Raw genomic sequence first — 22,995 nt, forward strand, 5'->3', positions numbered from 1 at the left:
ACCAGTACATTAGGTAGTCTCGGGGGCGACAGGGGGTGGCGCGGTCCATGGCGTACGCGCCGCCCGGCCCCATCTCCGATCGATGGCAGTCCTGCCCGACGTATCGCTCGCCCAGGCCTGATTCCCCAACTTTGGAGACGCCTCGTCATGTCGATGACCGCACCGGTCTCCGGCCCACCTGTCCCCCGGCGCTGGATCGCCCTGGTCTTCATAGCGCTGGCCCAGCTGATGGTCGTCCTCGACGCGACCATCGTGAACATCGCCCTGCCGTCCGCCCAGAGGGCCCTGGAGATCTCCGACGCGAACCGCCAATGGATGATCACCGCGTACACGCTCGCGTTCGGCGGTTTACTCCTGTTCGGCGGCAGGGTCGGCGACCTCATGGGCCGCAGGCGCGCCTTTCTCATCGGCCTCGTCGGCTTCGCGGGGGCCTCGGCCCTGGGCGGCGCCGCCGTCAACGAGGGCATGCTGCTCGGCGCGCGTGCGCTGCAGGGAGCGTTCGGCGCGCTGCTGGCCCCGTCGGCGCTGTCGCTGCTCGCCGTGACGTTCACCGCCCCGAAGGAGCGGGCCAAGGCGTTCGGCATCTACGGCGCGATCGCGGGCGGTGGCGCGGCCATCGGGCTGATCGTCGGCGGCCTGCTCACCGAATACCTCAACTGGCGCTGGGCGCTGTACGTCAACGTGCCGGTCGCCGCCATCGGGCTCACCGGCGGGCTGCTCTTCGTACGCGACCCGGTCACCGCGCGGGGCCGCGGCCGCCTCGACCTGCCCGGCGTCGTCCTGGTCACCACGGGCCTGATCGCGCTGGTCTACGGCTTCACCCGAGCCGAGTCCGAGGGCTGGGGCGAACCCGGCGTGGTCGGCCTGCTCACGGTGGCGGGCGTGCTGCTGGTGGCGTTCGCCGTGGTGGAGAGCCTGACCAGGGAGCCGTTGCTGCCGCTGCGGGTGATCCTGGACCGCAACCGCGGCGGCGCCTACCTGTCGGTCGGCCTGTCGGTGATCGGGATGTTCGGGCTGTTCCTGTTCCTGACCTACTACCTGCAGAACGTCAAGCACTACTCACCCGTCCGGACCGGCCTGGCGTTCCTGCCGATGACCGCCGGCATGATCACGGGTTCGACGCAGATCGCCGCGCGGCTGATGAACCGCGTGCCGGCGCGCCTGCTGATGGTGCCCGGTCTCCTCGTGGCCGCGACGGGCGTCGCGCTGCTGACCCGGCTGCAGGTCGACAGCGCGTACGCCGCCCTGGTCCTGCCCTCACAGCTCCTGCTCGGCATCGGGCTCGGCACGGCGCTCATGCCCGCGATGAACCTCGCCACGGCGGGCGTCGACTCACGCGACGCGGGTGTCGCCTCGGCCATGGTGAACACCTCCCAGCAGGTCGGCGGCTCGCTCGGCACCGCCCTGCTGAACACCATCGGCGCCACCGCGACCACCGGCTACATCGCGACGCACGCGGGGAGCCGGCCCTCGGCGGGTATCGCGGCGGCCGGCCTGGTGCACGGCTTCACCGTCGCCCTCTGGTGGGCGATGGGCGTCATCTGCCTGGCCGCGCTCGCCGTCGCCGTGCTGATCAACAGCAGGGGCGAGCGCAGGGCCGCGCGGGTCGCCGCCGAGCCCGGGGTGCCGGAGCCGGTCATCGCGGAGGCCCCGCGCACCAGGGAGCTCGCGTCCGTCGGCGCGCGCGCCGAGCCGCCGCACGACGACGGCACGCACGCGCGGCCCGCGTACGCCCCGAGGGTGTCCGCGGCGTTCGGTGACGTCGGCGCCCGGGTCCACGGCCGGGTACGCGGTGGCGACGGAGGCCCGGTCGTGGGTGCGGCGCTCACGCTGATCGACCTCGGCGGACGCCAGGTCGACCGTGCGGGCACCCGCGCCGACGGCTCGTACATGCTGGCGGCGCCCGGTTCGGGTCCGTACATGCTGATCGCGGCGGCCGACGGCCACCAGCCGCAGGCGGCCACCGTCATGGTCGGCGACGAGCCGCTCGGCTATGACGTGACGCTTTCGGGCACCTCCGGCCTGTCCGGCATCGTGCGCAGCGCCGCGACCGGCGCGCGGGTCAAGGGCGCGATGGTCGTGGTGACCGACGCGCACGGCGAGGTGATCGCCTCCGCGGAGACGGGGCGCGACGGGGAGTTCTCCTTCGACGACCTCGTCTCCGGCACCTTCGTCGTCGCGGTGAGCGGGCGCCGCCACCGGCCCTGCGCGATGCCGGTCGAGGTGGCCGGCCAGGGCACCACGCACTGTGAGGTGGAGCTGCCGCCCGCCGCCCGTGTGCACGGCACCGTGCGCGCCGGCACCGACGACCTGCTGCTGGCCGACGCGCGGGTCACCCTTGTCGACGCCGCCGGCAACGTCATCGCCACGGCCACCACCGGCCCCGACGGCACGTACGCCTTCGAGGACCTGGACCCCGGGCCGTACACCGTGATCGCCAGCGGCTATCCGCCGGTCGCGGCCACGCTGACGATCGGGCAGGCGGCCCCCGAGGCGTTCGGCCTCACGCTCAGCCACCCGGACGAGTGACGTCCTCCGAGAAGGAGCAGGAGTCGTAATGGACAACCGGGGCCTTCGCGCACGGGTCCGCACCAAGGACGGCTGGGCGCTGCCCCACGCGGTCGTCACGGTCGCCGACATGACGGGCCAGCAGATCTCCCGCGCCCAGGCGGACCACGACGGCGTCGTGTGCACCGGCCCCTTACCGGCCGGGCGCTACACGGCGATCGTCACGGCCATCGGGTACGCCCCGACGGCGTCGACCGCGAAGATCGGGCCGGCGGGCGCCGCCGAGCTCGGCACCGTCGTGCTGACCCGCCAGGCCGGCACGGACCTGCCCATGCCCGGACCGTGGACCATCGACCCGGCGCATTCGACCGTCATGGTCACCGTCCGGCATCTGGGCCTGTCGAGTGTCCACGGCCGGTTCGGGGAGTTCGCCGGCCGCATCGACGTCGCCGCGCACCTCGAGCGGTCCCGGGTGGCGGCCGAGATCAAGGCCGCCACGATCGACACCGCCGTCGCGATGCGGGACCAGCATCTGCGCGGCCCCGACTTCCTGGACGTCCAGCGCTTCCCGCTCATCACGTACACGGGTGCCCGCGTGACACCGGCGGGCGAAGACCGCTGGACCGTGCACGGTGAGCTCTCGCTGAAGGACGTCCGGCGCCCGGTGGAGCTGGACCTGACCTACCTCGGCACCGGCCCGGACCCGTGGGGCGGCCGCCGTGCGGCGTTCCGCGCGACGACCGAGCTGCGGCGCGAGGACTTCTCCATGGTCTACAACCAGATCCTGTCCGCCGGCATCGGCGCGATCGGCACCACCCTCCGCGTGGCCATCGACATCCAGGCCGTACGCGGCGAGCGGCTGCCGCCCGGCTGAGTCTCAGCGGGGAGGCGAGAAGGACGGGCCGCCGTCCGGCCCGGAACTGGTGCGTTCGGCCAGGCCTGCGGCCATGCCCTCCAGGTCGAGGCCCTGCCGGGTCAGATCGCCGCTGAGCGTGTCCATGATGGTCAGCGTCACGTGCAGGAAGACGTCCGGCGCGAGGCGGCGCACCTCGGCCTCGTACACGCGGTGCGCCTCGGGGTTGCCGGTCAGCGCGGCCAGCACGCCCGAGCGCACCCGCTGGCTCATCGTGCGCCACACCTGCTCACGCTCGGGTATCACGCCGGACCGCCACGGGCCGTCGTAGTCGAGGGAGCGGATCAGGTCACCCGCCGGTGAGCCGGAGCGCAGGTCCCACAGCACCGACCAGAACGCGATGAGCCAGTTCATTCCGGTGAGCACGCGCAGCGGGTCGGTGTCCATCGCGCCGAACAGCTCGGCCTGCGGGTGGTCGTCCTCGCGGAAGGCCAGCGCCTCGATCCGGACGACGTCCTCGATCGCCAGCAGCTCGGAGGGGGGACGGCGGAGCACGGTCGAACGCCCGGAAACCGTATCCCGTAGTTCGACCCCGTCTCCCTGCGGCAGGGTCGACCACATATAGGGCCCGGACATGATCACAACCGTAGGACGAACGCGCCACGAACGCGGTTCCAGCCCGCTGCCCGCATTCGGCCACCCTTCTCCGATACCCGACTCATGGTCTCACGCCGTACGCCGGGTACTGCCGGAACGCGCTGCCGGCCGCCGGTCAGGACCGTTCGCGGACGCGACGTTCGAGGAAGGCGCGTTCGGCCGGAGGCGGCTCGAGGCTCAGCGCGGTGCGGTAGGCGGTCAGGGCCTCGTCGCGGCGGCCCAGGCGGCTCAGGAGCTCGGCCCGCGCGATGTGCAGCTGAGGCCAGCCGGCCAGCCGCGGATGCTCGCGCACGCCGTCCAGGATCTTCAGGCCCGCCGCCGGGCCGTCCGCCATGCCGACCGCGACGGCGCGGTTCGCCTCCACCACCGGGGACGGCTCGTAGCGGAGGAGTTCCCGGTAGAGCGCCGCGATCTGCGGCCAGTCGGTGACCGGAGCGGCCGAGTGACAGGCGGCGATCGCGGCGTGCACCTGGTAGGGCCCCGGCCGCCCCATCCGTAGGGCGTGCTCGACGAGTGCCTCACCCTCGTTGATCATCTCGGTGTTCCAGCGGCTCCGGTCCTGGTCCTCCAGCAGGACGAGCGAGCCGCCGTCGTCGGTACGCGCGTCACGGCGTGCGTCGGTGAGCAGCAGCAGGGCCAGCAGGCCGACGACCTCCGGCTCACCGGGCATGAGACGGGCGAGCACGCGGGCCAGCCGGACCGCCGTGTCACAGAGATCGCCGCGGACCAGCGACGGCCCGCCGGAGGCCCGATGCCCTTCGGTGAACACGAGATAGACGACGCGCAGCACGGCGTCCAGGCGCGGCGCCAGGTACGCGGCGCCGGGCACGCCGAAGGAGATCCCCGCCTGTCTGATCTTGCGCTTGGCACGTACGAGCCGCTGCGCCATCGTCGGCTCCGGCACCAGGAACGCGGCGGCGATCTCGGCGGTGCCCAGTCCGCAGACCGAGCGCAGCGTTAGCGCCACGCGTACCCCCGGATCGAGGGACGGGTGGCAGCACAGGAAGATCAGGGCGAGCTCGTCGTCCAGGATCGGGCCCTCCGCGGGCGGGGCCCCGCCGGCGTCGCGTACCGCCACGGTCTCCTTCTCCACGCGCCTGGAGTCACGTCGCAGCCGGTCGAGGGCCTTGTGCCGGGCCACCCCGACCAGCCACGCCCGCGGATTGGCCGGCACGCCCTCGGACGGCCACCGGTCCAGCGCCACGACGCAGGCGTCCTGGACGGCGTCCTCGGCCACCTCGAGGTCGCCCACGAGACGGGTGGTCGCGGCGACCGCCGCGCCCCAGTGGGCGCGGAACAGGTCGCCGTACCGGCCGTTCAGGCGGGCACCTCCACCGGTACGAGAGGTCGCACCTCCACCGACCCGCCGTTCGCCGCGGGCATCAGGGCCGCCCACCTGAGCGCCTCGTCCAGGTCGGCGCACTCGACCAGGGTGTACCCGCCGAAGTGCTCCTTGATCTCGGCGGCCGGGCCGTCGGTGAGCAGGGTCTCACCGTCGCGGACCTGTACGGTCGTGGACGCGGAGACCGGCTGCAGCGGCGCGCAGTCGATCAGCACCCCCGCCTTGGCCAGCGCTTCGTTGGCGGCCTTGTACGCGGTGTAGGTCTCCCGCTGCTCCTCGGCACTCTGCTCGTCGAGCGGCGTTCCGTACAGCAAGAACAGGTACTTCATCCCGAACCCCTCTCGTGGCCGCCGATCGGCCTCTGCATGTAGTCGAACGGCCGGCCTCCGGATCGACAGCGAGCGGGAGATTTTCCCCATTATGGATCTGTAGTCGCGGTGGCGAGGCCGCGAACGCCCTGGAGATCGGCGCCGGTCAGGTCGGCCCCCGCCAGGTCGGCGCGCGCGAGCGTGGCGTCCGTGAGGACGGCGTTCCGCAGAGTGGCGCCGGTGAAGGTCGCGTCGGACAGGTCGCACCCGGTGAGCACGGCACCGTCGAGGTTGGCGCCGGCGAAGCAGAACCGGCTGAAATCCTGGCCGGCCAGCTCCGCGCCGCGCAGATCGGTCCGCTCGAGCTCGATACCGGTTCCGGGAAGCACCATCGTCCGGCGGCCGAGTACCCCCATCGCGCCACCGACGTCGTCGCGCAGCCCCCCGTGCCAGTGCGGCCGCTCCTCCGCGTCGGCCGGCGGCCAGGGTGCCTGCTGCCGGACGAAGGCGGCCAGCAGCGCCGCGACATGGCCGCGATAGTGCGGCGCCGCCTCGGCGATGCGCTCCATGGCGTAGACGCCACCGTGCCGCACCGCCACCTGCTCACTCGCCAGTTGCTCGACGGCCTTGGTGAACAGGTCGATGAACTGCCCTTCGCGGTTGACGCGCACCTGCCGCATGGTCACCGAGGCCCCCAGCGCCAGGCCGGCCAGGGCCAGCAGCCCGGCCACGCCCTGCAGAAGTGTCGCGCGGACGTCGTTCTCGGCCCGGAGCCGGTCGGCGAGCGGAAGCGCGGCGTCGCCGACGATCCAGCCGGGGAGCAGGGCCACACAGGCGACCAGCAGCAGGCCGAGGGCGACGGTGGCCAAGGTCACCATCGCGGCGAACCGGTTCATACCCGGTAATCGACCGTCGCCTCGAGGGTGTTCCACCTCTAGACATGTGACCTTTTGGTCACCTATTCTCGTGGCCACGGCCGGCGGCCTCTCTTCGAGGTCCTCGCCGACACTGCCTCAGGAACATTCAGCGAGCCCGTGACTCAGCCGGAGGAGATCGTGACGACCATGACCGACGCACTGACGACGCAGGTCTACCAGGTGTTCATCAAGGCCACCCCGGAGCAGGTCTGGGAGGCCATCACCACGCCGGAGTTCACCGCCAGGTACTTCCACGGCGCCCGGATCGAGGCCGCGGAGGACAAGTACGTCTCCCACGGCCCGAACGGCGACCTGTGGGGCGATGCCGAGGTCTTCGACTGGGACCCGCCGCGCCGTCTCGTCCACGGCTGGCGGTCGCTCTACGACGAGGAGATGGCCAAGGAGGAGACCAGCCGCGTGAGCTGGGAGATCGAGCCGGCCGACGGCGGGCTGTGCCGCCTGACCGTGGTCCACGACCGGCTCGAGGGCGCGCCCAAGACGGCCGCGAGCGTCTCCGGACCGGGGTGGATGTTCGTCCTCAGTGGCCTGAAGACCCTGCTCGAAACCGGAGAGCCGCTCACCGCCTGAACGCACTCACCCCAGGGACAGCGCCGCGAGGGCGGCGTTGACGATCGAGCCCGGCAGCAGGTCGTGCAGCTCGTAGAGCTCGGGGATCGAGCCGGACTGGCCGAACTCATCGACCCCGAGCGGCACGCACGGCACGCCGAGCGCGGAGCCGAGCCAGGCCATCGCGTGCGAGGCCGCGTCGTGCACGGTCACGATCGGCGCCCGGTCCGCGAACGCCGCACGCAGCGCGCCGGGCTGGGACGGTGTCGTCGCGGTCCGCACGCCCTGCCTGAGCGTGCGCCGCCAGGCCGAGTAGAGCCGGTCCGGTGAGGTCACGTCGACGACGCTCGCGGCGATGCCCTCCTCCTCCAGCTCACGGGCCGCGGCGAGCGCCTCCGGCAGCACGGCGCCGGTGGCGGCCAGGTAGACCGGCGGCCCGTCCACCTCGGTCTCGTGCAGGAGGTAGGCCCCGGCGAGGACCTGGCGCCGCAGGACCGCGTCGCCCAGCCGGGCGCGCGCCGCCTCGAACGGCGCCTGGTCCAGCGGCCGGGTGGTCAGCCGGAAGTAGTAGGCGCCGCCCTCGGCCGGCACCGCGGTCGGGGTCTCGGCGGGCCCGGTCGCGACCCGGCCCAGGGCGTCGCAGAGCAGCCAGTCCAGCGCCGTGGCGTAGGCCGGCTCGATGTAGGTGACGTTCGGCAGTTCGAGGCCGATGGAGGCGGTGATGCTCGACTGGTGCGCGCCGCCCTCGGGGGCCAGCGTCACGCCGGACGGCGTCCCGGCGACGACGAACCTCGCGCCCGAGTAGACCCCGTAGATGAACGCGTCCAGGCCCCGGCACACGAACGGGTCATAGACGGTGCCGACCGGCAGCAGCGGCCGTCCGTGCAATTCGCCCGACAGGCCGAGCTGACCGAGCAGCAGGAAGAGGTTCATCTCCGAGATGCCCAGCTCGATGTGCTGGCCCTTCGGCCCCTCGGTCCACTTCAGCAGCGGATCGGCGCTCCACGCCCGCTGCTCGGCCGGCGAGAACACCCCCATGCGGTTGATGAAGCCGGCCAGGTTCGTCGAGGTCGCCACGTCGGGCGCGGTCGTCACCAGGTACGGCGCGACGCTCTCGTCACGTGACAGCTCGACGAGGATCTTGCCGAAGGAGTCCTGGGTGGACACCGGCCGCGCGGTACGCACGCCGGTGGCCGCAGGGATCGTGACGTCGAGTGACGGGCTCGCGGGCGGGCGCCGCAGCGCCTCGCGCCGCTGGTTGCACAGGATCCCGGCGGGGGTGGCCGGGTCGAACCGGTCCCATTCGGCGGGACCGTCGGCGAGTCCCGTGGACCGGCGCAGCGCGCCGATCTGGTCGGCGGTGAGCAGCGCCGAGTGGTTGCGCGGGTTGCCGGCGATCGGCAGCCCGTACCCCTTGACGGTGTAGGCGAACACCACGCTCGGCCGGTCGGTGACGGCGTCGCACTGCGCGTACGCCTCCAGCATGGCGACCAGGTCGTGGCCGCCGAGGTCCTGGACGAGCAGGGCCAGTTCGTCGTCGGGCAGACCGGCCACGGCGTCGCCGACCTCGGCCGGCGCACCGTCCAGGAACATCTCCCGCAGCTTGTCGCCGGTCAGCCCGAACAGCGCCTGGTACTGCTCGTTCGACATCAGGTCGATCCAGCCGCGTACGGCCGGGGGCGCGTCGCGCAGCCGCCGCCCGTACTTGACCTCGACGACATGCCAGCCGGCCGCCTCGAACTGGCCGCGCCACTGCGCGATCCGCACGCCCGGCACCACCCGGTCCAGCGACTGCCGGTTGAAGTCGACGAGCCACATGACGTTGCCGAGGCCCTGCGTCGCCGGGTCGGCGATGGCCTCCCACACGTTGCCCTCGTCGAGTTCGGCGTCGCCGAGCAGCGCGACGAACCGCGGCTGCCGCCGCGACTCCCCCGGCCCTTCCGGCGCGCCCCAGTGGGCGTCCACGTACCGGCGGACCGCGCCGGAGAACAGTGGCGCCGCCGCGCCCAGCCCGACCGAGCCGGTCGAGAAGTCGACGTCGTCGGGGTCCTTGGTACGGCTCGGGTAGGACTGGAGGCCGCCACGGGACCGCAGCGTCGTCAGGTACGAACGGTCGAGGTCGCCGAGCAGGTACTTGATCGCGTGGAAGACCGGTGAGGCGTGCGGCTTGACGCTGACCCGGTCCTCGGCGCGCAGGTACGCGAACCACAGCGCGGTCATCGCGGTCACCAGCGAGGCGCTGGAGGCCTGGTGACCGCCGACCTTGACGCCGTCACCGGTCTCGCGGTCCCGGTTCGCCGCGTCGACGATGCGTACGGCGAGCCACAGCACCCGCTGCTGGATCTCGTCCAGGACGTCCAGATCCACCTCGGCGACCTCGTTGTCGCCAACCTCAACGGTCATTTGATGCCCTTTCGGCGGAACAGCACACTGTGCCCGTTGTGCCGCTTATCATCCGACACGAGACTAGAGGACGGTCATATCCGCCCTGCTCCCGCGTCCGGCTCGGACGCCCGCGCCGACGGGCACCGTGCCGCGGCCCGCGGTCGCGGCATAGATGAGTTGTCTCCCCATCCGGCTCCCGGACACCCGAATGTGTGCCATATGCATCAGACCCGCCTGCCGGCGCGCGCTTACGATGCACACGGCTTCGGGCGGGCGGTTCCGGGGCTTGTCCGCCTGGGCCGTGGCGTCGGGGGCGGCATGCGTGCGCGTGTGGCTCGCATGCCGCCACACCTCGATACGGTAAGCCCGTGCTGCCCAACGTCACCGCCACCCGTTACGTGACGCCGCTGCGTGAGGGCGGGTCGCTGCCCGCCATCGTGGAGGCCGACGATCTCGGCACCTATGTCGTGAAGTTCCACGGCGCGGGCCAGGGACGCAAGGCCCTGGTCGCCGAGATCATCTCCGGCGAGCTCGGCCGCCGCCTCGGCCTGCGCGTACCCGACATCGTCACGGTCGACGTCGACCCGGTGATCGGCCGGCACGAGCCCGACCCGGACGTCCAGGACCTGCTCAAGGCGAGCCCCGGCCGCAACCTGGGCATCGACTACCTGCCCGGCTCGCTCGGCTTCGACCCGCTCGCCTGGGCACCGGATCCCGCGTTCGCCGCGTCGGTGCTGTGGTTCGACGCCCTCATCGGCAACGTCGACCGCAGCTGGCGCAACCCCAACCTCCTCGTCTGGCACGGGGAGGTGTGGCTGATCGACCACGGCGCGAGCCTGTACTTCCACCACGCCTGGGCGAGCGCCGCGAAACTGGTCGCCAGGCCGTACGACGCCGATGACCATGTCCTGGCGACGTTCGTCGACGACGACGCGCTCGGCGCGGCCGGTCGCGCGCTCGCGCCGCTGGTCACCGGCGACCTGCTCCGTGAGGTGGTGGATCTCGTGCCCGTCGCGTGGCTGGAGGACGAGCCCGGCTTCGACTCCCCCGCGGACGTCGCGGCCGCCTATGTCGCGCACCTGCGCGCACGTGCCGCCGACCCGTCGGCCTGGCTGCCCGAGGTCGGCCCGGCGCGGCCGGCGCGTGCTCCGGCCCCGCGACCCGCCGCCCGGCCAGGATGGCTGGGCCCATGAACGTCTTCGAGTACGCCGCACTGCGCGTGGTCCCCCGTGTCGAACGCGGCGAGAGCATGAACGTCGGCGTGATCGTCTACTGCCAGGCCCGCGACTTCCTCGGCTGCCGCGTGCACATCGACACCGCGCGCCTGCACGCCCTGGACGCGGGCCTGGACCTGGACGGCGTACGCGCGGCGCTGGCCGCGGTCGAGTGCACCTGCGAGGGCGGGCCGCAATCCGGGCAGGCGGCGGACGAGCCGATGGGCGTGCGGTTCCGCTGGCTGACCGCGCCGCGGAGCACCGTGATCCAGAGCGGCCCGGTGCACGCGGGCCTCACCGCCGATCCGGCGGCCGAGCTGGACCGGCTCCTCGACGCGCTGGTCCGCTGACTCAGTCCGGCGCGTGCTCGCTGACTCAGTCCGGCGCGGGCTCGCCGCCGGGCTCCGGACCCTCGTCCCGTCCGCGTTCCGGATTCCGGTTGAGAAACGTCATGATCCCCCGCTGGAAGTCGTCGTAGGCGACCGGCGGCCCTTCGGCCCGCGCCTTCGCCACGGCGCGTACCGGAGCGAGCGACACGTCCACGGCGTGCTTGGCCGCGCGGATCGCCGAGCCCGGATGGCGTACGACCGACAGCACCAGCCTGCGGGTGGCCGAGGCCAGGTGTTCGACCGGGACGCTCCGCGTCGCCAGGCCGAGCCGTACCGCCTCCTCGGCCGAGACCAGGCGCCCGGTGTAGAGCAGCTCCCGCGCGACCCCGGGGCCCGCCAGCACGCTGAGCCGGGCCGCGAACGACGGGCTGACGAGGATGCCCAGCCGCGCGATCGGCATCCCGATCCGCGCCGTCTCGGCGAGAACCCTCAGGTCACAGGCCAGCGCGAGCTGGCAGCCGGCGCCCGCGGCCACGCCCTCGACCTCGGCGATCACCGGCACCGGCAGGTCCTCGATCGCGGTGAAGGCCGCCTCCATCGCGGCGAAGCTCTGCGCGACGTCCGTCCGGTCGGCCTGGACCCACTCACGCATGTCCGACCCGGCGCTGAACGTACCGCCCTGGCCGCGTACGACCACGGCGCGCAGCTCGTCGTCCTCGGCCAGATGACGGAACGTCTGTTCCAGCTCGCGCCAGTCCTCGCTGGACAGCGCGTTGCCGCGCTGCCCGTCGCCGACGGAGACATCGGCCACTCCGAGGTCGCGGTACAGCAGTCCGACCTTCTTGGGCTCACCTTCGGGCACTAGACCACCCCGCTCGCGCGTCCGCCCACACTGCCGATCGTAGGCGGACGATCGGCAGTGTGGGAGATCGCGTTCAAGCGGCGCTTTGGCGGCCGGGCTCAGAGTCCGTACGTGCAGTGATGGGCCGCGCCGGGGAAGTCCAGGTGGAAGCGGGCTCGCGCGAGGTAGAGGTTGCCGTCGTAGTACTCACCGGTCTGGACGTCGTCTCTCGCAGTGAGGGAAGTCAAGTCGTCGTACCCCGAGATCGTGTACCAGGAGCTGCCGAGACACCGGGCTCAGCCGGAGCGGACGTCGAGCCCGAGCGCCGTGGCGATCATGACGGCCTGGACCGGGTCGATAACCGCGCCGCCGAGCTGGACGGTGAGCGGGTTCAGCGCGGAAAGATCGCTCCCGCGCAGGTCGCAGCCGGTGAGGTCGGCGCGGTCGAGCGCGGCTCCGGACAGGTCGACGCCGCGCACCGTGGCGCCGCCCAGCCGTACGCCGGTGAGCTCGCACTCACGCATCCGTACGTCGGTGAAGGACGCGCCGTTCAGGTCGGCGCCGGGGAGCGCGACGAACGACCAGTCGCCGCCGGAGACCTCCAGCAGGCCGTAGGTGCAGGCGTCGAAGGTGCTGCCGACGAGCTTGCAGCCGGTGAAGGTGGCGTCGAAGAACGAGCATCGCGAGAAGGCGCAGTTGGTGAACGCCGTGTTGGTGTGCTCGGAGACGTTGAACCGGACCCCGCGGAAGGAGCAGTCGGAGAACGTCGCCCCGTTGGTCACCAGCTCGGTCATGTCGACGTCGACGAACTCCACCCGGTCGTGGACCTCGCCGGCGATGTCGCGGCCGTCCCAGTCCTCGGACCGGACGGTCGTCTCCGTCTCGGGCCCCGGATGCGCGCGTCTGCGGCCGGCCACGGCTAGCGGGCCACAGTGATGGTCGGATGCACGAGGGTGAGGCTACTCGCGGTAGAACAGGTGTGCGAGACCATCGAGGGACGGGAGCGGATGTGGTCCAGGGCGAGGAACGACGCGAGCGGCTGGCCCAGCAGGCGCGGGAACTCGCCGAGGTGGCGCTGGTCAACATCGACCGGGAGTACCCCAACGACCTGCGGCACGCGATGAACGGGCCGGAGGACCGGCCCTGGCCCCGCGACGTGCATCCGTCGTTCTACGGCAGCTTCGACTGGCACTCCTGCGTGGAGATGCACTGGCTGCTGGTCCGCCTCCTGCGCACGGTCCCCGGCCTGGTGCCCGAGGAGCGGATCCGCTCCCGGCTGGACGAGCACCTGGCCGCCGAGCCGCTGGCGGTGGAGGCCGCCTACCTGGCCGACCCCGAACGCCGCCTGAACCAGCGCCCCTACGGCTGGGGCTGGGCCCTGTGGCTCGTCCACGAGGCGGCCACCTGGGACGATCCCGACGCCCGCCGCTGGGCCGCCGCCCTGACCCCGATGGCGGACGCCCTCACCGCCGGATTCCTGCAGTGGCTTCCCAAGGCCACCTACCCGGTACGCGACGGGGCCCATTCCAACACCGCCTTCGGCCTGTCACGCGCCCTCCCGTACGCCCGCCACCGCGCGCGATCCGGCGACGACGCGCTGCTCACCGCGATCGTGGAGACCGCCCACCGCTACTTCGACGGCGACCGCGACTATCCCGCCCGGTGGGAGCCCTCGGGAGCGGACTTCCTGTCCGCCGCCCTCGTCGAGGCCGAGCTCATGGCCCAGGTCCTGCCGCGCGACCGGTTCGCCGGCTGGCTGGACGGCTTTCTGCCCGGCATCGCGAAAAGCCGGCCCGAGACGCTGTTCTCTCCGGTCACCGTCTCCGACTCCAGCGACGGCTACATCGCCCACCTGCACGGCCTCAACCTCAACCGCGCGTGGTGCTGGCGCCGCCTCGCCGAGACCCTCGGCGAGGACGATCCGCGGACCGAACCCATGATCGAGGCGGCGCGCCGCCACGCCGACGCCGCCCTGTCCCACGCCGCGGGCAGCCACTACGCCGTCGAACACTGGCTCGCCTGCTACGCCGTCCTCCTGCTGACCTGACCGGCGGTCAGAACATCACCGACATGAAGGTGTTGACGTCGTGCAGGCCGACGCGGCGGTACGTCGCGCGGGCCGGGGCGTTGAAGTCGTTCACGTACAGCGAGACCGCGGGGGCGATCGTGCGCAGGGCCTCGTCCACGACCGCGGCCATCCCGTGGACCGCGTAGCGGCGGCCGCGCATCTCCGGGTTGACCCAGACTCCCTGGACCTGGCAGGCGTACGGGGTGACCGCGCCGATCTCGGCCTTGAACACCACCCTGCCGCCCTCGATCCGGGCGAAGGCCCGGCCCGAGCGGATCAGCTCGGCGACGCGTGCCCGGTAGAGCACTCCCCCGTCGCCGGTCTGTGGCGAGATCCCGACCTCCTCGGTGAACATCGCCACGCACGCCGGATAGAGGGTGTCGAAGTCCTTCATCGTGACGCGGCGTACCGCGTCGTCCGGGGCGACCGGCGGCGGTGACGTGGTCGACATGACCGGCTGGGCCTCGCGGACGGCCCGCGGGGACCCCCAGTAGGGACGCAGGGCATTCCACAGCTGGGTCACCGGGGCGACCGGTCCGACGATCGAGGAGCACCGCCGGCCCTGCGAACGCGCCTTGTCGGCGAAGTGGCGTGCGGCCTGGGAGTCGGCGGCCACCGGGACGAGGTTGGCTCCGGAGTAGCACAGCGCGGTGAGCCGCCCGTCGCGGTGGTAACCCCACATCTGGGCGCCCAGACGGCCTGGATCCAGCCCGGCGATGTGCACGCGCGAGCTCACGAACACGTTGGACACCGGGTCGGCGTCGAGGATCGCGATCGCGTCGTCGAGATGGCGGTCATCGAGTATGCGGACCGGGGAGGTCCGAAGCACCGGGCTCACGAGATCTCCTCAGCTGCCTGCTCGGAGCCATGCGAGCCGAGCCGTCGACCTACCGACAGTTCCGCTCCGCTCACGATGTCAAGGGTACGGCAGGATCGCCCGGAGATCTCTCGCACGGTACGGACGAGAGCCTCATCAGCGGAAATCCAGGGAGTTCTCGGCAGATTTACGATGATCTAGGTACGAGTGGGTGCTCGAAGCCGGGACCGGACACACGAAGGCCCCCGGCACCTTGGGTTCTAGTGGTCGTCGCAACACCCCTGCTGAGGGGATGCGATGGCTTTCGAGATCCGGGAGAACCGGGGGCGGGCTCAGGGACGTAAGAAGCTGGTCCGTGAGCGCGAGGAATACTTGCGGCTCGTGCGTGAGGGTTTGAGCAGCAAGCAGGCATGTCAGATCGTCGGGGTCAACCCGCGGACCGGTAAGCGCTGGCGTAATGGGCGTTCTGGGTCCGCGGGGCATCGGGGGGCGTCACCGATCACCGCGGTGGCGCCCCCAGCCGGTCCGTCCCGCTACCTGCGAGAAGACGATCGGATCCATATCGCTGACCGGCTGCGGGAAAAGGCATCGATCCGGGCGATCGCTGCCGAGCTGGGGCGCAGTCCCTCGACGATCAGTCGGCAGATCCGCCGTAACCGCCACCCTGGCAATGGGCAGTACCGGCCACACGCCGCTCAGGCCCGCGCGCAGGCCCGACGTCCACGCCCGAAAACCGGGAAGATCGCAGCCGGTCCGGCGCTGCGCCAGGCCGTTCAGGGCCGGCTGGAGATGGAATGGAGTCCTGAGCAGATCAGCAACCACCTGCTCGCCCAGTTCCCCGACCGGCCGGAGATGCAGGTGTCGCACGAGACGATCTACCAGGCGCTTTATGTCCAAGGACGTGGAGAGCTGCGCCGCGAGCTGACCCGGGCACTACGGACCGGCCGTGCCCGCCGGGTCCCGCGCCGCCGCCCTGACCAGCGCCAGTCGCGTTTCCGCTGCTCCGATGGTGATGATCAGTGAACGCCCCGCCGAAGCCGGCGACCGGGCGGTGCCCGGCCACTGGGAAGGCGACCTGATCATCGGCAAAGACCAGGCCTCCCAGATCGGCACCCTTGTCGAACGCGCCACCCGCTACGTCCTGCTCGTTCACCTGCCCGGCAATCGCGACGCCGAGACCGTCCGTGACGCACTCGCCGCCACGATGACCACCATGCCCGCCGAACTCAAACGTTCCCTGACCTGGGACCAAGGCAGCGAGATGAGCCTGCACCACCAATTCAGCATGACCACCGGGCTACCCGTCTACTTCTGCGACCCGCACTCGCCATGGCAACGCGGCTCGAACGAGAACACCAACGGCCTGCTCCGCCAGTACTTCCCCAGAGGCACCGACCTGTCAGCCCACACCGCCGAGCACAGGACCGACGTCGCCGCCCGCCTCAACAGCCGACCACGCAAAACGCTCGGCTGGGAAACCCCAGCCGAGCGTCTCGCTAAGCTCCTGGCACCAGCCAGTTGACCACCGGTGTTGCAACGACCCCTTGAATCCGCCCACGTGCCGGGGGCCTTCGCCGATCGGTCCGTTACGGCCGGCCCAGCGGCTGCTGGGACGGCTGCGCGACGGCCGCCTTGGCCGTCGCTCCGGAGGGCGGAACCGGCTCGGGAAGACGCGCGCAGTGCGTCTTGTTCGCCGGCAGGGCGCCGTTGGTGAGGAAGGCGGCGAACTTGTCGTCGATGCAGGCGTTGCCCCGCTCGACGACGCCGTGCGTACGGCCGCCATCTTCGATCACCAGTCGCGAGCCCTTGAGCCGCTGGTTCATCTCCACGCCACCGGGGAACGGCGTCGCGGCGTCATTGGTCGCCTGGAACAGGAGTACCGGCGGTACGCCCTTGGCGTGCCCCACGTCGACCGGCTTGCCGGCCTTGGCGGGCCAGGTCAGACACGGGGCGTTGTACCAGGCGTTGCCCCAGGTCTCGAACTTGTAGCCCGCGTTGTAGAGCTTGGAGTTGTCGCGGCGCCACTTGTCCCAGCTCTTGGGCCACTGGACGTCGCTGCACTGCACGGCGTTGTAGACCGCGTAGCCGTTGTCGTCGGTGGTGAGCCCGAGCAGGTTGTACGCGTCGACCAGCGCCTGGGCGTTGCCCGCCTTGTACTGCGACAGGGCGTTCACCAGGTACTGCCAGTAGCCGCCCTCGTCGATGTAGCCGGCGACCAGGTAGGTGTCGTCGAGCTCGTCACCGCCCACCGTGCCGAGGGCCGGGGCCTTGGCCAGCTTCGCGCGAGTGGCGAAGTAGAAGTCGCGCACCGCCTTCTGGGTCGTGCCCAGGTGGTAGACCGAGTCGTACTTGGCCGCCCACGCGAACAACGCGTTGATGTTGCCCTCGAACGCCTTGTCCTGCTCGAGGTTGGCGTCGTACCAGACGTCGCTCGGCTTGACGTTGCTGTCCAGCACCATGCGCCGGACATGCGACGGGAACATCGTCGCGTACACCGAGCCGAGGTACGTGCCGTAGGAGGCGCCGTAGTAGTTGATCTGCTTCTGGCCCAGCGCCGCCCGGATGTCGTCCATGTCACGGACGGCGTCGGTGGTCTTCATGTGGTTCAGCAGCGAGCCGTACTTCTTGCCACACGTCGCGGCGTACTTGGCCGAGCGCTTCAGCCAGGTCGTCTCGAGCGCCTTTGTCGTCGGCAGGTAGTCGGGCCTGACCGGCAGGAAGTAGTTCGGGTCACAGGTCAGCGACGGGCTGCTGCCGCCCACGCCGCGCGGGTCGAACCCGATCACGTCGTAGGTGGCCTTGAGGCTGTCCGGCAGGCCGTCCGCCACACGCGAGGCGAAGTCACGGCCGGTGCCCCCAGGGCCGCCCGGGTTGACCAGCATCGCGCCCTGGTAACCCGTCGTCCCGGTGTGCTTGAAACGGGACAGAGCCAGGGTGATCTGCTGCCCGTGCGGCTTGGAGTGGTCGAGCGGCACCTTGAGGCTGGCGCACTCGAGACCGCTGAGGCTCTCGTCGGTACACGCCGACCAGCTCAGGCTCACGGACGGCTGAACGGGGCGGGCCTGGGCCACGGTCGGCGCGAGCGCCAACCCGACCAGTCCGGCTCCCGCGGCGGCCGCCGCGATGGCAAGCTTTTTCACGTAACCCCTTTCGCGAGGTTCGGCAATGAACCCCGGATCATGCGGTAACGCACGATTTTCGTGAGGATGTCCTACGGCCGGGAAGGGCCCGGCCAACAGTGGCCAAAGTTCCGGCGGCGCGGCACGGCAAAAACCCCCGGCCTTCAGGCCAGGGGTTTTTCGAGCGGTGCTATTCGGTGGTCACGACACGGTGACCTCGGCGCCCGGGCCCTCGCCCATGACGTCGATGCCCATTCCCTCCGCGATGCGGACGGCCTCCTCGATGAGGGTCTCCACGATCTCCGACTCGGGCACGGTCTTGACGACCTCGCCCTTCACGAAGATCTGGCCCTTGCCGTTGCCGGAGGCGACGCCCAGGTCGGCCTCGCGTGCCTCACCCGGGCCGTTGACGACGCAGCCCATGACGGCGACCCGCAGCGGGGCCGGGAAGTCCTGCAACGCCGCGGTCACCTGGTCGGCCAGGGTGTAGACGTCGACCTGCGCGCGGCCGCAGGAGGGGCAGGAGACGATCTCCAAACCGCGTTCACGCAGCCCGAGGGACTCGAGGATGGCGTTGCCGACCTTGATCTCCTCGACCGGAGGCGCCGACAGTGACACCCGGATGGTGTCGCCGATGCCCTCGGCCAGCAGCGCGCCGAACGCGACCGAGGACTTGATCGTGCCCTGGAACGTCGGGCCGGCCTCGGTCACTCCCAGGTGCAGCGGGTAGTCACAACGCGCCGCGAGCTGCCGGTAAGCGTTGATCATGACCACCGGGTCGTTGTGCTTGACCGAGATCTTGATGTCGCGGAAGTCGTGCTCCTCGAACAGCGAGCACTCCCACAACGCCGACTCGACCAGCGCCTCGGCGGTCGCCTTGCCGTACTTTTCCAGCAGCCGTTTGTCCAGGGACCCGGCGTTGACGCCGATCCGGATCGGCGTCCCCGTGGCCTTGGCCGCGCGGGCGATCTCCCCGACCTTGTCGTCGAACTTCTTGATGTTGCCCGGATTCACCCGGACCGCCGCACATCCGGCGTCGATCGCCGCGAAGACGTACTTCGGCTGGAAGTGAATGTCGGCGATCACCGGTATCTGCGACTTGCGCGCGATCGCCGGCAACGCGTCGGCGTCGTCCTGTGAGGGCACCGCCACCCGTACGATCTGACACCCCGCCGCCGTCAGCTCGGCGATCTGCTGAAGAGTCGCGTTCACATCCGAGGTCAGCGTCGTCGTCATCGACTGCACCGAGACCGGACTGTCACCGCCTACCGGCACCGAACCCACCATGATCTGCCGCGACTTTCGGCGCGGGGCGATCGGCCTGGGTCTGGCCTGAGGAATCCCGAGATCGACGCTCATCGGTCACGCGGCACGGAGCCGTACGCTCCGGTGGGCGCCGCGGCCTCCTTTCGATTGTGCAGGTAGGCGTACAGGGTCAAGCCTAGGCACCCTGAGGAGTGATCCGCACGCTCAGGGTCTATTGCGGCACTTTGAGTGGATTGATGACGTCCGCGAGAATCAGCAGTACACCCAGTCCGACGAGCAACGTCACCGCCACGTACGTCAGCGGCATGAGTTTGGTCATATCGACCGGCCCCGGATCGGGCCGTCCGCGGCTACGGAAGACCAGGGCCTTGATCCGCTCGTAGCAGAGCACCGCGAGATGACCGCCGTCCAGCGGCAGCAGCGGCACCAGGTTGAGCAGGCCGACGAACAGGTTGAGCGAGACGATGAGCAGGATGAACGTCGTGAACTTGTCACGCCACGTGTCGCTGGAGGAGAACACCTGCCCGGAGGCCTCCGCGCCGCCGACGATGCTGCCGGCCTGACCACCGGGCGTGCTCGCCCGCTCGTGGCCGAACAGCTTGGGGATCGCGTGCGGGATGTCCACGACGACCCCGCCGATCGAGACGGTCATGTCGCCCATGAACCGCCCCGCGAAGGTGACCGCGGCGATCGGGCCGAGCCGGTGCGTACGTGCGGCCGGTTCGAGCCCGAAGTAGCCGCTGCCACCGAGGTCGGCGACCGTGGCCGGCAGCGTGAGCCTCGAGCCGCCGCGCTCCACCACGACCACCACCGTGCTGCCCGGCTTGGTGGCCCGGATCGCCGCGGACAGCTGGTTCCAGTCGCGCACCGTACGGCCGCCGAACGAGATGATCCTGTCGCGGGCCCGCAGTCCCGCCTTCTTCGAGGGCGACTCCGGGTCGCGCGGGGTGCAGACGTCGGCGGCCGACACGCACGGGGACACCCGGCGTACGACGGTGCTGGCGGCATTGTCCGACGGGATGCCCACTCCCATCGCCAGCACGAGGAGCAGGACGAACGCCAGGAGGATGTTCACGACCACCCCGGCGCCGATGACCACCGCACGACGCGCTGCGGGCTGCCGGTAGAAGGCGCGCGGCTCGTCCGCCGGGTCGACCTTCTCCAGCGGCGTGTAACCGACGATCTTCACGAAGCCGCCGAGCGGGATGGCCTTGATGCCGTACTCGGTCTCACCCCGCCGTCGGGACCACAGCGTGGCGCCGAACCCCGCGAAGAACTGCGACGCCTTCATGCCGAAGCGTTTCGCGGTGAGCAGGTGCCCGGCCTCGTGCAGCACGACGGTGAGCAGGAGCGCCAGTACGAAGGCGGCCACGCCGAGAAGGCCGTAGAAGTGGGTCAACCAGACGTCAGCTCCCGTGCCCGGGTTCGCGCCCACGCGTCGGCGGCCAGCACGTCATCGAGTGTCAGCCCGTCCGGCGCCGGTGAGTCGGAACCGCTCATGTGCTCCGACACTACCCGCGCAACGGTGTCGACAATCGCCGGAAATGCGACGGTTCCCTTGAGGAAGGCGCCGACACACTCCTCATTCGCCCCGTTGTAGACCGCCGGGGCCGTGCCGCCGGCCGCGCCGACCTCGCGCGCGAGGCGTACGGCGGGGAAGGCGTCGTCGTCGAGCGGAAAGAACTCCCAGGTGTGCGACCGCGTCCAGTCGATGCCCGGTGCCACGTCCGGCACCCGGTCCGGCCAGCCGAGCGCCAGCCCGATCGGCAGGCGCATGTCGGGCGGGCTGGCCTGGGCGATCGTCGCACCGTCGGTGAACTCCACCATCGAGTGCACCGCGGACTGCGGATGCACCATGACCTCGATGCGGTCGAAGGGCACGTCGTACAGCAGGTGCGCCTCGATCACCTCCAGGCCCTTGTTGACCAGCGTGGCGGAGTTGATCGTGACGAGCGGCCCCATCGACCAGGTCGGGTGGGCGAGCGCCTGCTCCGGGGTGACGTCCTCCAGCTCCGCGCGCGTACGGCCACGGAACGGCCCGCCGCTGGCGGTCACGACCAGCCGGCGCAGCTCGCCGCGTGTCCCCCCGCGCAGGCACTGGGCCAGCGCGGAGTGCTCGGAGTCGACGGGGATGATCTGACCCGGCTTGGCGCGCCGCTTGACGAGCGGGCCGCCGATTATCAAGGACTCCTTGTTGGCCAGCGCGAGCGTGCGGCCGGCGTCGAGGGCGGCCAGGGTCGAGGCCAGGCCGGCCGCGCCGTCGACGGCGTTGAGCACGACGTCGCACGGCCAGGCGGCCACCTCGGCGATCGTGCCCGGCCCGGCGAGGAGCTTGGGCAGGCGGTAGCCGCCGCTGGAGTAGCCGCGCTGCTGCGCCTCCGCGTAGAGGGCGAGCTGGAGGTCCTCGGCGGCCGAGCCCTTGGCCACGGCGACCACGTCGGGACGCAGGTCCAGAACCTGCGCCGCGAGCAGGTCGACCCGCCCCCCGCCGGCGGCCAGCCCGGCCACGCGGAACCGGCCGGGGTTGCGCCGGATCACGTCGATGGCCTGCGTGCCGATGGAGCCGGTCGAACCGAGGATCACGATGTCTCTCGTACCGGCCGTCCGCTGCGCCGGATCGGTCAGTGCGGGTTTCTCGTCGGGAATCACCTCTCCATTCTCGCCGCGGGCGGCGGACGCCGCGACGTCAAAGCACACAACACCTGATCACGAGCACCGTTTTACCTAAAGTGAGCATACGATCACCCAACGTGCTGCACACTTTTGGCTCATGTTCAAGAGTGCCCCCATCGCCCTCGTCACCCCCGCCATCGGCGCCGTCCTCGGCGCCCTCGGCCCGGCGACGAACCACCCCGCGCCCGGTGTGACCGCGGTGACCGATCACGTCATCGCGTCCGGCCCCTCCACGACCCTCCGCTACTGGACCGCGGAGCGCATGCGCCGCGCGCTGATCCCCCCACGGCGTCAGCGCTCGAACCCGATGACCGGCATGTCCGGCCCCGACGACGCCGGCCAGGACACCGGCGCACCGGTCATGATCCCGGGCAGCGCGCCCGCCCCCCAGTCCAGCCGCCGCGGTGTGGAGACCCCCGGCGCGCCATGGACCTCACGCGGCGCCGTACGCGCCACCACCGGCAAGGTCTTCTTCACCATCAACGGCGCCGACTACGTGTGTTCCGCGGGCACGGTCGCCAGCGCCAACCACGACCTGGTCGTGACCGCCGGCCACTGCGCACAGGACGCCACCGGCACGTGGGCCCGCAACTGGATCTACGTACCGGGGTACGACCAGGGCCGCCGTCCGTACGGCGCGTTCGCGGCGAGGCACCTGTTCGTGCCGGGCCGGTGGTCGGCGCGGGGCGACGAGAACTACGACGTCGCCCTGGTGGTGCTCGCCACGACCGGCGGACGGCATGTCACCGACGTGGTCGGTGCCCAGGGCATCGCCTTCGACCAGCCGCGCGGCTCACTCGTGTACGGCTTCGGCTACCCCGCCGGAGGCCGCTACGACGGCGAGCACCTGACGTACTGCAGCGGCAAGACCTATCCCGACTCCCACAAGATCACTCACGACGAGGGCCTGCGCTGCGACATGACGGAGGGCTCCAGCGGCGGCCCGTGGCTGACCCGGTTCGACGCCGGCACGGGGACCGGCGTGGTCACCTCGGTGAGCAGCTTCAAGTACGCCGACGACCCCGCCACGATGTACGGCCCTTATTTCGGGAATGCCGTACGCCGCATGTACGCCAGGGCCCAGGGGGCGTGAAAATACACACGCGCGTAACAGCCGGTCCTTAAGGTTGT

General features: G+C 71.1%; 20 protein-coding genes and 1 pseudogene. 8 read left to right on the forward strand and 13 right to left on the reverse strand.

The features are described 5' to 3' along the window. Window positions 1–153: 153 nt before the first annotated feature. Together FB559_RS03085 and FB559_RS03090 are read left to right on the forward strand one after the other, a co-directional pair. Complete coding sequence (locus FB559_RS03085) at window positions 154–2,529, forward strand: MFS transporter (RefSeq protein WP_221639873.1); 2,376 nt, start codon at window positions 154–156, stop codon at window positions 2,527–2,529. 28 nt (window positions 2,530–2,557) lie between these two features. After that, window positions 2,558–3,382, forward strand: coding sequence for a YceI family protein (locus tag FB559_RS03090; RefSeq protein ID WP_141953033.1), 825 nt, complete (start codon window positions 2,558–2,560; stop codon window positions 3,380–3,382). Between the two features lie 3 nt (window positions 3,383–3,385). Here FB559_RS03090 and FB559_RS03095 read toward each other — a convergent pair whose 3' ends face one another. The 4 genes from FB559_RS03095 to FB559_RS03110 form a co-directional block, all read right to left on the reverse strand. Continuing rightward, window positions 3,386–3,997: a hypothetical protein gene (locus FB559_RS03095; RefSeq protein ID WP_141953035.1), complete on the reverse strand. Its 612-nt coding sequence runs from the start codon at window positions 3,995–3,997 to the stop codon at window positions 3,386–3,388. 136 nt (window positions 3,998–4,133) lie between these two features. Beyond that, on the reverse strand, window positions 4,134–5,414 hold the full coding sequence (locus FB559_RS03100) for an RNA polymerase sigma factor (RefSeq protein ID WP_221639874.1): 1,281 nt from the start codon (window positions 5,412–5,414) through the stop codon (window positions 4,134–4,136). Then, window positions 5,336–5,689 carry a YciI family protein gene (locus FB559_RS03105; RefSeq protein WP_141953037.1) on the reverse strand — a complete coding sequence of 118 codons (354 nt, stop codon included), beginning with the start codon at window positions 5,687–5,689 and terminating at the stop codon, window positions 5,336–5,338. The genes FB559_RS03100 and FB559_RS03105 overlap by 79 nt, the downstream gene beginning before the upstream one ends. An 89-nt stretch (window positions 5,690–5,778) precedes the next feature. Beyond that, entirely contained in the window at window positions 5,779–6,564 is a 786-nt protein-coding gene (locus FB559_RS03110) for a pentapeptide repeat-containing protein (protein WP_141953039.1), read from the reverse strand. 168 nt (window positions 6,565–6,732) lie between these two features. Here FB559_RS03110 and FB559_RS03115 point away from each other — a divergent pair, with 168 nt between their 5' ends. Further along, entirely contained in the window at window positions 6,733–7,173 is a 441-nt protein-coding gene (locus tag FB559_RS03115; RefSeq protein WP_141953041.1) for an SRPBCC family protein, read from the forward strand. Between the two features lie 6 nt (window positions 7,174–7,179). Here the strand turns inward: FB559_RS03115 and FB559_RS03120 are convergent, their stop codons facing one another. After that, window positions 7,180–9,555: a transketolase-like TK C-terminal-containing protein gene (locus FB559_RS03120; RefSeq protein WP_141953043.1), complete on the reverse strand. Its 2,376-nt coding sequence runs from the start codon at window positions 9,553–9,555 to the stop codon at window positions 7,180–7,182. Between the two features lie 350 nt (window positions 9,556–9,905). Between FB559_RS03120 and FB559_RS03125 the strand changes: the two genes are divergently transcribed. Next, entirely contained in the window at window positions 9,906–10,730 is an 825-nt protein-coding gene (locus tag FB559_RS03125) for a HipA family kinase (RefSeq protein ID WP_141953045.1), read from the forward strand. After that, complete coding sequence (locus FB559_RS03130) at window positions 10,727–11,101, forward strand: DUF3037 domain-containing protein (protein WP_141953047.1); 375 nt, start codon at window positions 10,727–10,729, stop codon at window positions 11,099–11,101. Before FB559_RS03125 ends, FB559_RS03130 begins: the two co-directional genes overlap by 4 nt. Before the next feature lie 25 nt (window positions 11,102–11,126). Here FB559_RS03130 and FB559_RS03135 read toward each other — a convergent pair whose 3' ends face one another. The 3 genes from FB559_RS03135 to FB559_RS03140 form a co-directional block, all read right to left on the reverse strand. Next, window positions 11,127–11,942, reverse strand: coding sequence for an enoyl-CoA hydratase/isomerase family protein (locus FB559_RS03135; protein WP_141953049.1), 816 nt, complete (start codon window positions 11,940–11,942; stop codon window positions 11,127–11,129). Between the two features lie 98 nt (window positions 11,943–12,040). Further along, window positions 12,041–12,169: a hypothetical protein gene (locus tag FB559_RS46060; RefSeq protein WP_281286216.1), complete on the reverse strand. Its 129-nt coding sequence runs from the start codon at window positions 12,167–12,169 to the stop codon at window positions 12,041–12,043. 48 nt (window positions 12,170–12,217) lie between these two features. Then, a complete protein-coding gene (locus tag FB559_RS03140) occupies window positions 12,218–12,838 on the reverse strand; it encodes a pentapeptide repeat-containing protein (RefSeq protein WP_141953052.1) in 621 nt (206 codons plus the stop codon). Window positions 12,839–12,930: 92 nt separating this feature from the next. Here FB559_RS03140 and FB559_RS03145 point away from each other — a divergent pair, with 92 nt between their 5' ends. Continuing rightward, window positions 12,931–13,968, forward strand: coding sequence for a DUF2891 domain-containing protein (locus FB559_RS03145; RefSeq protein WP_221639875.1), 1,038 nt, complete (start codon window positions 12,931–12,933; stop codon window positions 13,966–13,968). Between the two features lie 7 nt (window positions 13,969–13,975). On the opposite strand, the gene FB559_RS03150 is transcribed toward FB559_RS03145, so the two are convergent. Then, window positions 13,976–14,818 carry a GNAT family N-acetyltransferase gene (locus FB559_RS03150; RefSeq protein ID WP_141961477.1) on the reverse strand — a complete coding sequence of 281 codons (843 nt, stop codon included), beginning with the start codon at window positions 14,816–14,818 and terminating at the stop codon, window positions 13,976–13,978. A gap of 285 nt (window positions 14,819–15,103) precedes the next feature. Here FB559_RS03150 and FB559_RS03155 point away from each other — a divergent pair. Then, window positions 15,104–16,328, forward strand: a pseudogene (locus FB559_RS03155) (IS30 family transposase). Between the two features lie 64 nt (window positions 16,329–16,392). Here the strand turns inward: FB559_RS03155 and FB559_RS03160 are convergent. From FB559_RS03160 to dxr, 4 genes are all read right to left on the reverse strand, one after another. Continuing rightward, the gene (locus tag FB559_RS03160) at window positions 16,393–17,946 is read right to left on the reverse strand and encodes an alpha/beta hydrolase (protein WP_141953056.1); all 1,554 of its coding nucleotides are present in this window, start codon (window positions 17,944–17,946) and stop codon (window positions 16,393–16,395) included. A gap of 180 nt (window positions 17,947–18,126) precedes the next feature. Beyond that, window positions 18,127–19,284, reverse strand: a complete 1,158-nt coding sequence (gene ispG, locus FB559_RS03165; protein ID WP_141953058.1) for a flavodoxin-dependent (E)-4-hydroxy-3-methylbut-2-enyl-diphosphate synthase — start codon at window positions 19,282–19,284, stop codon at window positions 18,127–18,129. A 118-nt stretch (window positions 19,285–19,402) separates the two neighbouring features. Further along, window positions 19,403–20,590, reverse strand: a complete 1,188-nt coding sequence (locus FB559_RS03170) for a M50 family metallopeptidase (protein WP_141953060.1) — start codon at window positions 20,588–20,590, stop codon at window positions 19,403–19,405. Beyond that, complete coding sequence (dxr, locus tag FB559_RS03175) at window positions 20,587–21,774, reverse strand: 1-deoxy-D-xylulose-5-phosphate reductoisomerase (RefSeq protein WP_221640358.1); 1,188 nt, start codon at window positions 21,772–21,774, stop codon at window positions 20,587–20,589. The genes FB559_RS03170 and dxr overlap by 4 nt, the downstream gene beginning before the upstream one ends. 187 nt (window positions 21,775–21,961) lie before the next feature. Here dxr and FB559_RS03180 point away from each other — a divergent pair, with 187 nt between their 5' ends. Next, window positions 21,962–22,957, forward strand: coding sequence for a trypsin-like serine peptidase (locus FB559_RS03180; RefSeq protein ID WP_141953062.1), 996 nt, complete (start codon window positions 21,962–21,964; stop codon window positions 22,955–22,957). Window positions 22,958–22,995: the final 38 nt, after the last annotated feature.

The organism is Actinoallomurus bryophytorum, assembly GCF_006716425.1.
Lineage (GTDB): Bacteria > Actinomycetota > Actinomycetes > Streptosporangiales > Streptosporangiaceae > Actinoallomurus > Actinoallomurus bryophytorum.

Coding starts and splice junctions, on each gene's coding strand:
- FB559_RS03115 (WP_141953041.1), top strand. CDS start 6,733: ATGACCGACGCACTGACGACGCAGGTCTACCAGGTGTTCATCAAGGCC.
- FB559_RS03120 (WP_141953043.1), bottom strand. CDS start 9,555: ATGACCGTTGAGGTTGGCGACAACGAGGTCGCCGAGGTGGATCTGGAC.
- FB559_RS03130 (WP_141953047.1), top strand. CDS start 10,727: ATGAACGTCTTCGAGTACGCCGCACTGCGCGTGGTCCCCCGTGTCGAA.
- FB559_RS03105 (WP_141953037.1), bottom strand. CDS start 5,689: ATGAAGTACCTGTTCTTGCTGTACGGAACGCCGCTCGACGAGCAGAGT.
- FB559_RS03095 (WP_141953035.1), bottom strand. CDS start 3,997: ATGTCCGGGCCCTATATGTGGTCGACCCTGCCGCAGGGAGACGGGGTC.
- FB559_RS03110 (WP_141953039.1), bottom strand. CDS start 6,564: ATGAACCGGTTCGCCGCGATGGTGACCTTGGCCACCGTCGCCCTCGGC.
- FB559_RS03085 (WP_221639873.1), top strand. CDS start 154: ATGACCGCACCGGTCTCCGGCCCACCTGTCCCCCGGCGCTGGATCGCC.
- ispG (WP_141953058.1), bottom strand. CDS start 19,284: ATGAGCGTCGATCTCGGGATTCCTCAGGCCAGACCCAGGCCGATCGCC.
- FB559_RS03180 (WP_141953062.1), top strand. CDS start 21,962: ATGTTCAAGAGTGCCCCCATCGCCCTCGTCACCCCCGCCATCGGCGCC.
- FB559_RS03090 (WP_141953033.1), top strand. CDS start 2,558: ATGGACAACCGGGGCCTTCGCGCACGGGTCCGCACCAAGGACGGCTGG.